The sequence below is a fragment of the Mesorhizobium sp. B3-1-8 genome (assembly GCF_006439495.1).
Classification (GTDB): Bacteria; Pseudomonadota; Alphaproteobacteria; order Rhizobiales; family Rhizobiaceae; genus Mesorhizobium.
The window spans coordinates 1-14,116 of the sequence record NZ_VFTK01000028.1 but is presented as its reverse complement, the minus strand read 5'-3'; the positions used below and the strand labels follow the sequence as shown (position 1 = coordinate 14,116).

At 61.1% G+C, this 14,116-nt stretch carries 9 protein-coding genes; 3 read left to right on the top strand and 6 right to left on the bottom strand.

The window, feature by feature from the left end; genetic code table 11:
• Nucleotides 1–101 precede the first annotated feature (101 nt).
• The gene (locus tag FJ424_RS23575; RefSeq protein ID WP_140652429.1) at nt 102–428 is read left to right on the top strand and encodes a conjugal transfer protein TraD; all 327 of its coding nucleotides are present in this window, start codon (nt 102–104) and stop codon (nt 426–428) included.
• The gene (locus FJ424_RS23570; RefSeq protein ID WP_246677334.1) at nt 415–678 is read left to right on the top strand and encodes a conjugal transfer protein TraD; all 264 of its coding nucleotides are present in this window, start codon (nt 415–417) and stop codon (nt 676–678) included. The genes FJ424_RS23575 and FJ424_RS23570 overlap by 14 nt, the downstream gene beginning before the upstream one ends.
• A gap of 124 nt (nt 679–802) precedes the next feature.
• On the opposite strand, the gene FJ424_RS23565 is transcribed toward FJ424_RS23570, so the two are convergent.
• The 4 genes from FJ424_RS23565 to FJ424_RS23550 all read right to left on the bottom strand — a co-directional run bounded on the left by FJ424_RS23565 (nt 803) and on the right by FJ424_RS23550 (nt 7,766).
• The gene (locus FJ424_RS23565) at nt 803–1,939 is read right to left on the bottom strand and encodes a hypothetical protein (RefSeq protein WP_245340495.1); all 1,137 of its coding nucleotides are present in this window, start codon (nt 1,937–1,939) and stop codon (nt 803–805) included.
• Nucleotides 1,940–2,126: 187 nt separating this feature from the next.
• On the bottom strand, nt 2,127–4,349 hold the full coding sequence (locus tag FJ424_RS23560) for a DEAD/DEAH box helicase (RefSeq protein WP_246677333.1): 2,223 nt from the start codon (nt 4,347–4,349) through the stop codon (nt 2,127–2,129).
• On the bottom strand, nt 4,330–5,649 hold the full coding sequence (locus FJ424_RS23555) for an ATP-binding protein (protein WP_140652433.1): 1,320 nt from the start codon (nt 5,647–5,649) through the stop codon (nt 4,330–4,332). The genes FJ424_RS23560 and FJ424_RS23555 overlap by 20 nt, the downstream gene beginning before the upstream one ends.
• The gene (locus FJ424_RS23550) at nt 5,646–7,766 is read right to left on the bottom strand and encodes a TerB N-terminal domain-containing protein (protein WP_281405444.1); all 2,121 of its coding nucleotides are present in this window, start codon (nt 7,764–7,766) and stop codon (nt 5,646–5,648) included. The genes FJ424_RS23555 and FJ424_RS23550 overlap by 4 nt, the downstream gene beginning before the upstream one ends.
• Nucleotides 7,767–8,303: 537 nt before the next feature.
• Between FJ424_RS23550 and FJ424_RS23545 the strand changes: the two genes are divergently transcribed.
• Nucleotides 8,304–11,702 (top strand): TM0106 family RecB-like putative nuclease, encoded by a 3,399-nt coding sequence (locus FJ424_RS23545; protein ID WP_140652437.1) that lies wholly within the window; start codon nt 8,304–8,306, stop codon nt 11,700–11,702.
• Between the two features lie 262 nt (nt 11,703–11,964).
• Here FJ424_RS23545 and FJ424_RS23540 read toward each other — a convergent pair whose 3' ends face one another.
• Complete coding sequence (locus FJ424_RS23540; protein WP_140652439.1) at nt 11,965–12,990, bottom strand: OmpA family protein; 1,026 nt, start codon at nt 12,988–12,990, stop codon at nt 11,965–11,967.
• The coding region (locus FJ424_RS34140; protein WP_246677331.1) for a hypothetical protein at nt 12,978–14,116 on the bottom strand (1,139 nt) is incomplete at its 5' end. The genes FJ424_RS34140 and FJ424_RS23540, both read right to left, overlap by 13 nt.

The window sequence follows — 14,116 nt, the reverse complement described above, 5'->3', positions numbered from 1 at the left end:
CTCGGGATGGACCAGTCCGTCCCGGGCTGTCTCGGCAACTGTGAAGCCTTTCGGCAGGCGCTCCCCTATCATTGCCACATCGACAACCGATGGAGACAGCCATGCGAAAGCCGCGGGACTTCGACGCTGAACTGAAGGCGCTGGAAGAAAAAGCGCGAGAGCTCAAAACCAGAAAAGTGCAGCAACTTGGCGAACTGGTGATCTCCACGGGCGCCGATCAACTCAGCACCGACGAACTGGCCGGGGCGTTGATTGCACTCGCCGAAACGAAAGACACCGCAAAGCGAGAGGCATGGGCTAAGCGTGGAGCGATGTTTTTCGAGAGCCGGCTCCGGCGATTTGCTCCTGCATCTCGGCGCAACCTGCGCGGCGCTCCGGCGCAACCGGGCAGCCCAAAATCGCCGGAAAGCGGCGATGGCTCGCAATGACATGCGCGCGTGGCAGGTCGAGCGCCGCAAGCGCACCCGACATTTGATTGAACTCGGTGGGCTGGTCGTCAAGGCAGGGATCATCGAACTGACCAATGACGATCGCGACATCATCTACGGAGCGATGCTCTGGATCGCCGCCAAGCTGCAAAATTATGAAGGCGAGCATGCGCGAGACCTGTGGGCCGCGAAGGGAAAGCAGGCATTCGATGCGGAACGGCATGAAGTCCATAAGAACCATCGAACATAGTCGTGGTTGGCGAGCAGCGGCGATGCAAAGCCGTCCATTTGGTGACACCCCGCCAACAACTAATTCAGTGTGAAATGGTCTTTCCCACTCAACTTCCGACGGCATTCATTTTTTCCGACGACGTTCATTCTTCCACCAAATCGCGAAGCGCCGAACGGATGCGCGGCCGAAGTGCATTCACAAATGCGTTGGTTCGCTCCTGAAGCCAGTTGAGGGCACGTTCGCGGTCTTCTGGATTCTCCAGGTCCCGCACGGTGAAGTCCTGCGCAATAATCGGCCTGTCGCCCTCAAAATCGATAGTCACCCCCGGGCCCAATTCCGCAGCCAGTTCTTCCGCTTGGGGGGCCAGCGCTTTAGACGCCCGCTCGCCCACGGAGTTTCGATTTGAGGAAAGGTCCAGACCGACGCGGTTGGTGCGCACATCACGGTAAACGGTCAACCAACTTGAGCCACCGGGAGCTCCGAACTTGAAGACGATATGGCCGCCAAGGGCAGGCGGGGGCCGCATCTGATCCGGATCGTCGAGATGGAGTCCCGACAGGAAATCTAGCCAGAAGCTCTGCCTGATGGCGTTGCGCCGCTCCCGCCCGGCTCTTCTTTCCGGTGACTCGATGGAAGCAGAAGATTCCCCTTCTTCGTCCTCAGACAGAGCGAGGCCTTCCGGAAGCGCGATAACGGTCCTCACAATTGTCTGCGTCTTGGCGAGCACACGCGGCACAACGATCCGTGCCCCATCTACCAACTGGTAAATCGGCATTTCGACGAGGCCCAATGTGAAATGAAGTCCGGAATGACCTTGCAGATACTCAGCGATTGTCTCCACACCGACGCGAATACCATCACCAACAATCAGAAGCAGGAATCGCCCGCGCCTTAGGTTCAGCGTCAGCGCGTCATTGAAGCTTATCTCGTCCACATCGTTCCCTGCTGCCCGCACCAAATCGAGAATGACATTTCCTTCTCTGCCTACTCGTCGACTGGCCTCGCGCTGCAGGTCGGATGAGGTCCACAGAGCGAGTTCCTTCGCATAGTCGAGAATCTGCCCAACTACCTCCCGCCTGCCTTCTGGATTGCGCCAAAGCTTGCATTCAACGAGCACCGGCAGGCCAGTGGGCGTGACCATGAAGTTGTCGATTGGACCAGCCGGCGTCGAAAGCTCTCGGCAAATCGATACCGGGTTAGCGAATAACGGATCGATCTCGGCGATGGGCAGGCAAGATGGAAAGCGATGAATGAGGTCCTGAATCGCCGCCTCGGTCATGCCATGTCCCCCTCCGCCAAGCTCGAGGAGCCTTGCAGTCACTACCGAAGCTCCGTCGTCGGAGATAACCAGAGGCGTTGAATGCTGCCTCGCCATGCGTCATTCCTCCTGTTTAGGCTGCGGCTGAACCGCATTTGCCAGCGGCCCGATTGCCTCTCTGGGCAACAATTTCTTCTTCAAGCACCGCTTAGGCGCGCGCATTGAGTAGTTCTGTCGCGACCGCGCCGATCTCTGTCCCTATGTTCGCGCGCGCTTTGGCCCACAGCCTTCGCAAAAGTGGCTCAGGGACCATAACGTCGAACCTCGCTGTCTCGAGGTTCTCGACGAACTCCGAAATGGACTGAATATCCGGTGGACGTTCAGCTACCTGGCGAAGGACCGCCTCAGCTTCTTCAGGTGTAGTCTCCAGAACCGTCACACCGACGTCGTGCATCACGCATTCAAGGCCCGCCGAAACCAATGTGAAGGCGAGAACGGCATTGGCTTCGGTGCCTCTCCAGGTCAGGACCTGCGTATCCTTCACTGCCGGCAGGAATCTGGTCTGCCGCAGTCCGAACTCCGCATATGCCTCCCTCCCCTGGCGCAGGAAGTCGGCGGCGGTCGCATCGAGATAAGCGGGAATGTCGCCGCCTTCTAGGACCGCTCGCATCTCGGCCGAGAGCCTGTCGTGGACAGGTTCGCTCATCACGTTGTCGAACTGAGGAATCTTTCCGGACCGATGCCGCTCGACCTCGAGCACCTTGCTGCGGTCGTCCACCGATGCGATACGCCAGCGCTGTCCGGCGAAGGCAATCACCACTCCGACGGCTACCGGATTTGATATCGGGATAGTTCCAAGAGTACGACCGCCGCAGACGATCCGCCACTCCTCGTCCGTCGAGAACACGGCGTAGAAGTCGCGGCCAGCCGTAAGCCGCTCCCCGAATTCGCCGAGCATGACGGTACCATCGGGCGCCTGCTCCAGCAGCCGGTTGTCCGCCGAGGCCATTCCGCGCAGCAACTCGACATAGTCGCCTTTTCCCAAAACAGAAAGCGGACCCGCCGAGCATATCGTCTCGAAAAGGCGATCAGCGCGCTGCCCGCCCTCCTGTGCGATCACGGAGAGCGTCTGGTGAAGCGCGACGGTCGCAACGGCGTCGACGACGGAAGGTGGCTCGACGAACTTTGCGACGAGCAAGCGCACGGCGGCAACTGCACGCACCGTCTCCAGTCTCAGGTGATCGAGTGGGTCGGAATCTTGTCCGAGATTTCGTTCTCGCACATACATGCGAAGGATTGCCGGAACGCCGCGCCGCCGGCCGCTGCGTCCCAGGCGTTGGCGGAGCGAAGCGAGCGACCGCGGCGCCCCGACTTGGGCCACCGACTTAATCGATCCGATATCGATGCCGAGTTCCAGCGTTGTCGTAGCGACCGCTGTCGTGGGCAGGTTGGACTGCTTCAGCCTGTCTTCGAGTTCCTCCCGCAACTCCTTCGAGAGGCTGCCATGATGGGGAAAGAACTCGTTGGGAACACCGGCTTTCTCGGATCGCGTCCGCAGCCTGTCCGCCAGGGCTTCCACGCGCCTGCGCGACCCGGCGAATACCAGGTTGTTCGCTCCGCGAAGCGTCGCGAACATATGGTCGGCGATGAAGTCGAGCGCGACTGGCTTCTCCTCCGCCTCCAGCCCGTCGATGTCTTCCGCGTCTTCGTCATCCGCGTACCCCCGCACCTGGAGCCTTAGCTCAGGCGAGTCGGCCAAGGACTCCACGATCGAAACGGAAGATGGCGAAGCTGGATTCAGCCAGCCGGCGGCAACGGACAGGTCGCCTATCGTGGCGGACAGCCCGATCCGCCTTGCTGGTTCCGCGGACAAGGCATCCAGCCGCCGCAGCAAGGTTGCCAGATGGAGGCCGCGCGGCCCGCTCAGGAAGGCATGCAACTCGTCGATGACGATGAAGTCCAACGCGCCCAGCATCCTCCTTGCATCGCCCGGACGACGCAGGAGCATCGCCTCGATGGATTCCGGAGTTATCAGGACGACGCCGCGCGGATCGCGTCTCGTCCGCTGCTTGGCGGCTTGAGGGGCATCGCCATGCCATCGGACGACGTCGATCTCCATCCGCTCGCAGAGGTCGTCCAGGCGGCGGAACTGGTCGTTGATCAGCGCCTTGAGCGGACTCACGTAGAGGACCGACACGCCCGGCTCCGTCCGTGCCGCCACCCTCGTCAGGATTGGCAAGAAGGCGGCTTCCGTTTTCCCAGCCGCCGTGGCGGCCGCGATCAGGACGTCGTTCCGGCCGCCCAGGATCGCGGCGATCGCCTTGTCCTGGACATCGCGGAGTTCCTCCCACTTACGCTCCCAGATCCAGCGCCGGATCGTTTCATGAAGCCTATCGAATCCAGAGGGCGTCTCAGAGCCTGACGGTGGCAAGATCCTCATCCCCACCCGCGGTTTCGTCCTCGCTCTCGTCCGCCGAAGAGCTTTCGGCGTCCGGCGCGATATCGACGCGGCCCACCAGGCTCGCCCATTCGGTTCCAGGATTCTGCTCAAGGATTGCCAGAAACTGCACGAACGCCTTTATCGTGTTCCGAGGCGTCCTGAAGTAGGCATCCCCGACGTGCTTGTTGCAATGCTCCATGAACGCGGGAAGGGCTTCATCCGGAACGAGGTTCTTGGCGGGGTCGCCGGAGGCAAACACTGATCGGATATTTGAAAGAAGGATCAGGAGGTCCTCGGGCGTGAGGCTTTGGAGGCGCAGCACCGGACCGGAAAGATCGACCAGGCCATTCGTCGCGAATGCATTCTCGGAAAGGCGGGACTGCAGGGCGGAGTAGCTGTACAGGCCGCGGCGGGTGTCCATGAGGAACTCCGGCGTGCCGCCGAGCGCGAAACCGAAACCGCCGAAGTTGCCCTGCAGCACGTCGTTGAGCATGCGAAGGACTTGCTCGAAGTTCTGGTTGCGAGCCTGGGCACTCTGAAGCTTGTACAGGTTCACCATTTCGTCGAAGACAACGAAGAGCCCGGCGTACCCCGCAAGCCTCACGAACGCTGCCAGCAGCTTGAGGGAATCATAGACGTTGTCGTCATCGATGATGTTGCGGACGCCAAGCGCCTGGCGCGCCTCTGTCTTCGTGGAATATTCCCCGCGGAGCCACCGAAGGGCCGAGGCCTTGAGGACTTCGTCGCCCTCCTCACTTCCTTTCCAGTACGCCTTCAGGACCGTCGCGTAGTCATAGCCGCCGACGTGTTCCTGCAGGTGCGCGAGACGCTGATCGATGATGCGCTCGACCGGCACGCCCGCTTGTGCTGCCTCCTGGATGCAGTCCGTCACGAAGCGTTCGACCACGCTCGGCAGTGCGCCGCCGTCGGGCCGGGTCCGCGTCGCCATATTCCTTACGGCTTCGGCATAAAGTCCCCTCGCCTGGCCTGCCGTCGCATGAATCCTGCGGTCGGGCGCAAGGTCGGCATGGATCGTGACACATTTGCGCTCAAGCGCGACCAGACGCACCAGATTCAGGAAGAAGGTCTTGCCGGCACCGTATTCGCCGATCACGAAACGGATGGCTGCTCCACCGTCGCAGATGCGATCGATATCGCGGACCAACGCTCCCACCTCAGCCGCGCGGCCGACCTGTACATGACGAAGTCCCGTCTTCGGGACAACGCCGGCGGCGAGCGCCTGTAGAATGGCATCGCGATCGCGCGTCTTGATAGTCGTGACAGCCGTCATGCTTCCACCCTCGCTTGCTGAAGCTTATCCCTGAGATGCGCTACGAGTGAAACGCGTTCGTCGCCTTCGACTATAGGTTCATCGAACCTGTCGAAACCCCATTCGTTGATCGTTTCCATCGCTCCGTCGGGCAACAGCCTAAGCTTCCGCGCCTCGTCTTCGAACGCTTGCCTATCCAGTTCGCCGCTTTCGGCCAGAAGGCTCAGCAACCTGGCGTGGGCGCCGTCGAGGCCGGCGAACTTTCCTTCGGCAGCAACAGCTTCCCTGACCTGAGGCGGTAAGGCTGACGGCTCCTGTTCAGTGAAGATGCCCGCGAGAAGCTCCGATACGGCCGTGGTCTCCGATTTGATCCGCTCCAGGCGACCGTGATCGATTCTGAGACCGCCCGAGGGGGATGGAGGAGGCGGCGCCGGGATCGGAACGCCGGTCGCACGCGTCTCCGGAGCGACGGCGACGGGCTCGTCGAGCGCGACCGACCCGCGATGGAGGGTGGAATACAGATCCTCCACCGGGTAGCCGAGCGCCTTGTACAGCCGCTCGAGGAACTTCACCTCGTCAGGAGCCGCGTAGCCATCCGCCAGGACGGCCGACGTGGCCGATCTGACGGCGCTGGCGCGGGCATCTGCACCGATGCTGCCCAATTTCTTGATGGCGGATTGCTGCGCTGCCGGGTCCTTGAGAAGCGTACTGGCATACGCCATCAGCCTGCCGCGCTCGACGCCGCCCATGCCTGGAAACGAACGGATGTCCGCCTTGATCGATTCGAATTCGCTGGGCTCGACCCTTCCGTCGGAAACGGCCGCCAGCGCCGCCACTTCTACCATCGCCCTGGCGGCAGCATAGGCTGAAGCCTCGCCGTCAACGGGAGCGCCATCCTTCGCCTTGAACAGCAGAATGTAGCCGTCGGCTTCCAGGCAGCGTGAGCCGTACCTGCGGTCCGGCTCGAAGCCAACATCCAGCTTGTCCATCAAGGCGCCGATCGGGTTGCACAGGCCGGCGCCGAGTTTTCCCTTGGTCGGGATTTCCATTCCCAGGGCTTGCGCCAGTCGCGCCACCTTCAACCCGGCGATCCTGTGATCGCCAAAAAGATCGTCAACGCGCTTGAGCGCCGCGGCTCCGGTCCCGGAGCCGGACGTCAGGATCTCCTTGGGCAACAGGAAAGCGGCTTCGACAGACCCCTTGGCCTCAGGTTTCTTCCCAAGAAGACGGCTGTAGGCGGCAAGCTCGTCGGTACAGGCGGTGAGAAGGTCTCTGAGCCCATCAATTGGCGCGGAAAGGGCAGCTATGTCAGGAAGCGGCCCGAGCTCGCTATCCGACAAGTCCACCCTGCCCCCGAAGCCACCGCTCGCCGCCCGGTATTCGATTTTGATCTTCGTCCTCGGCGAATTGACCTTCAGCCCGTCCGGATAGCGCGACGCAAACCGTAGGTGCCAGAGTTCGGCGAGTTCCTCGAAGCATCTGGATGCGGGCGTGCGCAGCTGCGTGTCTGGAAGTGACAATATCCACAGGAGCGCGTCGGTGCTGTCGAAAGGAAGCTTGGAACTTAGCTTCCGCCCGAGATGAACCCTTACGGACAGCGGCATTTCATAGCCGCTCCTCAGGTCTGGCGAGAGAGTCGGTCGAGAAGTGTCCGGGTTCGCCATCAAGTCGGCCACGTCAAGGAACTTCGAAGCGTAGCCCTTGAAGGAGTAGTTCTCGCCATGGAGCGTTAGAAGGCGTCGGACCTCCGCTGCCATCGCCGGAGCCTCATTCCTCGCCTCGTCGATGAAGAGACGACGTTCGAGGCCATAGAAGAATATGAAAACGTAGCCTATGCCGATCGAAGGATCGTTCCTGCCTCCTGCAAGCCACTCGAGATACGTCCGCCGCGCCCCCGGGGAGATCGACTGATATGATGGCCAGTAGGGCAACGTTTTGCCTTCGGGATCGCCTCGTACGGATCCGACCTGGCAAGTTGGATCAACCAGGCAGTTCTCCGCCCCGGATTTTCCGGCGAAGGACGCGCCGAGATAGAACATGCCCGAGTTGATTGAGACTCCCGCCACCCGAACATCTTCTCCAGAAGGTATCCATTTTGCCGGAGTTTTGGGCTGACGACCGCTATCGCGTGCGAGCATGCTAGCCGTGACCGGGCGCCTTTCCCACTGGCTGCTTCCATCGGTGAAGCGCCTGTCCGGACGAGATCGCGAATCCTGCCAAGGCTGCTGCGGCGACACAGTCCGCTCGCTCGTCGGCGTAGACCCGTCCTGCACAAGTAGGCGTGAGCGCTGCGGTGTCTCTGCGAGACTCTGCTTGCGTCCCAGATAGATCAGCCACGCAACCAACGCCGCGCCGATCAGGAACCATTCCATAGTCGTCCCCCCGGACCCTCAGGATATTCCGTTGACATCATGGCATGGTCTGCGGGTATCGGACAATCTTCGAACAAAGATTGCCGCCGATAGCAAACAACTTCGGTGACGAAGAGCACACTCCTTGGTCATCGCCGCCAAAGAGAGCCGGACAATAGGGCTGTGGGTTGACCATGCGAGTACCACGCACCCATTATCTTGCGGCTTCCGGGTGCCGCTACGTGGCGAAAGTTTCTTCCGCTAGAGTTTATTAACGACACGGAATGGAAATAGGCTCCGCAGCAGCAATGGGGGGACACGGTTATGCAGCTGGTTGCGGGCGAACTTCGGCTTAGCGCGAGTGACTTGGTAGGCCATCTAAGTTGCCATCATCTGAGTGTCCTTGACCGGGCAGTTGCGGAGGGACAGCTCGCAAAGCCCTCCCATTGGGACCCGCAGCTCGAGATTCTGCGGGAGCGCGGCGCCGTCCACGAACGGAACTTCGTGCAGCATTTGATCGACAGCGGCTTGGAAGCAGCACGGATCGACGGCGTCGACGTCTCTGACCCGGCCGTTGCGGCGACTCTCCGGTCGATGGCAGCGGGCACCGAGGTCATCGTCCAGGCAGCGCTGCGCTACGGCCGTTGGGGCGGTCGGGCCGACATCCTGCGGCGTGTGGAGAAGCCAAGCAACCTTGGCTCGTGGTCGTACGAGGTGCTCGACACCAAACTCGCACGGGAAACGAAAGCCGGAACGGTACTCCAGCTCTGCCTCTATTCCGATCTGTTAGAACGCGCGCAAGGCCTAGCGCCGGATCAACTGCATGTCGTGGCGCCTTGGTCCGATTTCGTGCCGCAGACGTTCCGCTTCGCCGACTACGCGGCCTACTATCGGCAAGCAAAGCGTCGGTTCGAGCAGTCGCTTGAGCAGGAGGATGCTTCAGCCACGTATCCCGACCCGACTCCTCACTGCGACATTTGCCGCTGGCGCGACACTTGCGATGGCAAGAGGCGAGAGGACGATCACCCCTCCCTGATCGCCAGTGTCACGAAAGTGCAGATCAACGAGTTCGCGCAACACGGCGCCGCGACGATGGCCGGCATCGCATCGCTCCCCCTTCCCCTTTCCTGGCGTCCCGAACGTGGGTCGCTTGGCTCGTACCGCCGCGTTCGGGAACAGGCGCGCGTCCAGGTGGAGGCGCGGGAAACCGGAGAGCGCAAATTCGAGATGCTTGAGATCGAGCCAGGGTTCGGACTGGCGCGCCTTCCTGAACCATCCGACGGCGATATCTTCCTGGATCTCGAAGGTGATCCGTTCGTGGGAGAGCACGGCCTCGAATATCTCTTCGGCTACCTGTCCAGCGACGGTCAGCGCCAAAACGTCTATCGCGGCGAATGGGCTTTAAGCCGATCCGAGGAACGGCAGGCTTTCGAGCGGTTCGTCGATTTCGTCATGGCGCGCTGGGAGGCGTATCCGGACCTCCACATCTACCACTACGCGCCCTACGAGCCAGCAGCCCTCAAGCGTTTGATGGGAAGGTACGGCACGCGCGAGGACGAAATCGACCGCATGCTACGCGCGAAACTCTTCGTCGACCTCTATTCGGTGGTTCGCCATGCCGTTCGCGCCAGCGTCGAGAGCTACTCCATCAAACGCCTCGAACCTTTCTACGGCTTCATAAGGCAGGTGCCGCTCCCGGAGGCGAATAGCGCGCTCACAAACTTTCAGGCCAATCTCGAGCTCGGCGACGTCGCGTCCATCAGCGAGGAAACCCGCGCGACAGTGCGCGGCTACAATGAAGACGACTGCCTCTCGACGGCCGCCCTCCTCTCATGGCTCGAGGATCGGCGGGCAGAATTCATCGCCGCCGGCTCGGATGTCCCACGGCCTGGAGGCGGGGATGACGGTGCCCCGAACGAGAACGTCACTGCCTGGCTTGCGCGCATCGCTCCCGTTATCGAGCAGCTTCTGCAAGGCATCCCTGACGATCCTGGTGATCGCTCGGAAGAGCAGCAGGCGCGTTGGCTGCTTGCCAACCTGCTGGATTGGCACCGGCGGGAAGCCAAGGCGACCTGGTGGGAGCTCTTTCGCCTTGCAGCGGTGTCAGCCGAAGAGCTGCTCGACGAACGGGCGGGGCTGTCAGGGCTTGTGTTCGTCGGGGAAGTCGGCGGGACGGCTCGTGCTCCCATTCACCGCTACAGCTACGCTCGGCAGGAGAGCTCCCTGCGCGGCGGTGAAGACCTTCGCAATTGCGGCGGCGAGAAGCTCGGATCAGTCGCAGCGATTTCGCTTGAGGAGCGGACGGTCGACATCAAGAAGCGTCAGGACAGCGCGACCCTGCACCCTGAAGCCGTTTTCGCCCACAAGGTAGTTGGCGCCGAGGTCATTGCGAAAGCGCTCCTACGCATTGGCGAGCACGTCGTGGCCAACGGGATCGAAGGCCCCGGCCCGTACAAGGCCGCCCGGGATCTTCTGTTGAGGCGGCCGCCTCCAGTCGGCGAGCATCCCATCAGGGAGGCAGGCGAGAGCACGCTGGATGCCGCGTCGCGGCTGGCGGGGCATCTCGCTGAAGGCGCCCTGCCCGTCCAGGGACCGCCGGGTGCCGGAAAGACGTTCACGGCGGCGCGGATGATCTGCGACCTCGTTCGGCAAGGCAAGACGGTCGGGATAACCGCAAACAGCCACAAGGTCATCCGGAACCTCATCGACAAGGTCATCGAGGAAGCGGATGGGCTCGGCGTCGATCTCCAGTGCTGTCACAAGGCCGACGAGGAAGAAGAAGAACACCATCGCCTGACCATCGCCCGGCGCAGCGAAGACCTCATCGCGGCGATTGGCCATGGCGTACACGTCGGAGGGGGAACGGCATGGCTCTGGTCTCTCCCTGACGCCTTTGAGGCGGTCGACGTGCTTTTCGTCGACGAGGCAGCCCAGATGGCTCTCCCGAACGTGCTCGCCGTCTCGCAGGCAGCGAAGACGATTGTCCTCGTGGGCGACCCGCAACAGCTCGACCAGCCGATTCAGGGCAGCCACCCTGACGGCTGTGACGTGTCAGCCCTCGACCACATCCTAGGCGGCGCCCAAACCATTCCGGCGGATCGCGGCCTGTTCCTCGACGAAACGTGGCGGCTACACCCCGACATCTGCAGGTTCACCTCCGAGCTCTTCTACGCGGGGGAACTCCATCCTCGCCAAGGACTGGAGCGCCAGTTCATCGGCGGCGACACGCGTGTGTCAGGCGCCGGCCTCCGGTGGTTCCCAGTCGAGCACGACGGCAACCAGAGCAATTCGCCGGAAGAGGCCGAGGCCATCGCGGGTCTGGTGAACGAAGCCATCGCGGCGCGCGTCACCTGGACGGATCGCGACGGAAATCTCCGTCCTTTGACGCTGGACGACATTCTCGTCATTGCGCCGTTCAACGCGCAGGTTTTCGAAATCCAGAAGCGCCTGCCCGGGGCGAGGGTCGGGACCGTTGACAAATTCCAGGGGCAGGAAGCGCCGATCGCGATCTATTCCACGGCGACTTCAAGCCCCTCCGACGCACCGCGCGGCATGGAGTTCCTTTACAGTCTCAACCGCTTGAACGTGGCGACCTCCCGGGCGAAATGCGTATGCGTCCTGGTATCGTCTCCAATGCTGTTCCAGGCCGAGTGCCGAACGCCGCGCCAGATGCAGCTTGCAAACGCACTTTGCCGCTATTTGGAACTCGCAACATCGCTTTAATCGGATACACATCCTCAGTGCGAAATGGCTATTTCGCCCTGAGCACCGTCACGAGGCCGGTGCCGGGAAAGGGTCGGCACGGTTCGCTTTTCCGGACGAACACAGCGACATCACAATAGCCGGGAATGCACCCGTCACACAGCCGCTCGCGCAGAGCGGCTCGTCTGTCACCGGGGGGGGTGAACCACCGTGCTGGTGACAGAGGAGCCTTCCTATCCTGCTGTTTTCACAATTAGCTTATATGCGGCTACTAACTCGCGGGTCAGTTGGCATGCTGTTCGCTTTCCATGGCCAGCTTCTTTTTGCTCTTGCGTACCCTGATCTCGATACGGCGTCTCGCCGGAGCATCACCAGACTGCGCCCCATCTGTTAGGCGATCGTCAGGAAGGATCAGCTGGCCTCCTGACATAGGAAGAATGTTGAGGTGATCGAGCCCTGGAAGCTTTTTCAGGAGCGATGCGACTGATATCGCACGCGCGAGGCCTAGCCCAGCATTGTCGCCCGGCTCCATTTTGCTCACACCTTCATCGCCGGAAAGCACCCGCTTAAGAACGAAGTCCATATTGGACTGACGTGAAAGCCGCTGTTCGTCGGTGTGTCCAATGACCTCAACGACGTCGACATCATATCTCGCAACGATGTCGGCGATCTGAGAAGCGATATCGCCTTCAAGCTTCGCCCTGAAGTCCGGTTTCAATTCGGCACTGCTGACTTCAAACGAATAGCCGTTGGCTTCACTCAAATGGATGATCGGCGGCAGATCCTTGGGCTGCCGCGTCGTCTCAGCGAGTTGCTTCTCGGCGTCTGCCAGCTTCCGCTCCGCTTCGGACGCACGCTTGTCCGCCGACACGAGTTTGCGAACGTCGTCGGCATTTAACTTATTGTCACGGAGAACCGCTGTGGCTTCTGCCAAGTTGACGGCTTCTTCGGCCGTTAGCCCTTTTTGCTCAATTTGCTCGATTGCCTTCCTCGCAAGGATCAGCTTTCGCCATTCCTCGTCGGGCACCTTGTGTCCCGTGGTCTGGGCCATGAGCTCGGCAATTTGAGCCAGCAAATCCTTGTTCTCTTGTCTCAGTTGCTGGACCGCCGCCTCGCTGCGCGAAACCGTCTCCTGGGCAATGCGAAGCTGCTCCCGCGTCTTCTCAACAATGGCTCCAGCGACCAACAGCAGACAGAAAACGAGCAAGAGCATCGTCTCAGCCATTGTTAGGCCCGAAATCAACCCTCGGGCGTACCCCTTACGCTCGTAACCGACAGAAGCCCCGCTCGGTTCGCTCAGCGCCACCATCTCAACCTCGATTGTGCCCTCTCAACGATCGGCTCCGCGACCTCCGGCTGTGGCGGCACTTCGTTTGCGCCATTGTGAGAGGCCCCACTTGTATCGGGCTGCCCATCCTGCGCAGTTGCCTCTGACAGCGGGACAAAGATAGATGGCTGGACAACTGGTTCGGTGACAGCAACCGGGGCTACCGGTGGGATTTCGTTAGGGACGGGAGCGGCCCGATCGTGATCGAGAAGGCGCGACAACAATGCAGTCGTGCCAGCGTTTTGTTCCGACTGCTTATCGAGCTTTTCCAAGAGAATCTTCTGATGCGCTGCCATCCTGAGGACGGCATCAGAAAGCTTGTCAGTCCTTTCTCCCTGCTCTTTCGAAAGTGCTTCCGCTCGCTCCGTGAACTTCCCAACAGATGCAGCAAGAACCTTGAGGACCGTAACGACATCGGTCTTGAGGACCTCGTCGGGGATTACCACTTTCGAAAGCTTATCGGCTACAGCGTCAGCCTGAGCCTCGAATTTCGAGACCGTTCCGGCCATTGAGCCGTTCGCCTTGTCCAGGGATGCGGCAACAGTCTCGACCTTTTCGGCAACCCCTGAAAACATGCCCTCGATACGGCCGAAAGTCTCCTCCAGGGTTTTGGCGATTTTTTCCGACGTCTCCTGGACCGGCTTTATTGCTTTGCTGGCCATCGAATCGAAGGCTTGTCGGACTTGCTCACCGTTCTTTTCTGCTTGGCGGGCGATTTCATCGAAACCCTCTTCCAGCATTTGGTTGCAAACCCGGCGGAAGTCGGCGAATTCTCGCGCAACGCTCTCCATTTCAGTGCGTACGCGACGTGTCATATCCGCAAGCTCGTGCCGAGCCGCGCGCTCGACGTCGGCAGGGTCGCGCCGAACCTGGTTGTAGAAAATGCGCAGGGCGATACCCGTAATGGTCGAGGTTACGGCAATGCCGAAATTCCTGACAATCTCGTCCGTCGATGCGCTTGTGCCGAACTGGTAGAGCGAGGCCCCCAAGCTGGAGAGAGTAAAAAGGAAGCCCATGTAGTAGAGGTTGTCGGTAAGCGGTGTTTTGGGGCCACCTTTCGGGAGTGATCGCGATCTGTGAGGTTGCCGATCCTGTAGTGGGATCGGAG

Bases quoted from the DNA above. Each gene is read 5' to 3' on its own strand.
- FJ424_RS23545 (WP_140652437.1), top strand. From the start codon at position 8,304: ATGCAGCTGGTTGCGGGCGAACTTCGGCTTAGCGCGAGTGACTTGGTA.
- FJ424_RS23555 (WP_140652433.1), bottom strand. From the start codon at position 5,649: ATGACGGCTGTCACGACTATCAAGACGCGCGATCGCGATGCCATTCTA.
- FJ424_RS23540 (WP_140652439.1), bottom strand. From the start codon at position 12,990: ATGGTGGCGCTGAGCGAACCGAGCGGGGCTTCTGTCGGTTACGAGCGT.
- FJ424_RS23565 (WP_245340495.1), bottom strand. From the start codon at position 1,939: ATGACCGAGGCGGCGATTCAGGACCTCATTCATCGCTTTCCATCTTGC.
- FJ424_RS23550 (WP_281405444.1), bottom strand. From the start codon at position 7,766: ATGCTCGCACGCGATAGCGGTCGTCAGCCCAAAACTCCGGCAAAATGG.
- FJ424_RS23575 (WP_140652429.1), top strand. From the start codon at position 102: ATGCGAAAGCCGCGGGACTTCGACGCTGAACTGAAGGCGCTGGAAGAA.
- FJ424_RS23570 (WP_246677334.1), top strand. From the start codon at position 415: ATGGCTCGCAATGACATGCGCGCGTGGCAGGTCGAGCGCCGCAAGCGC.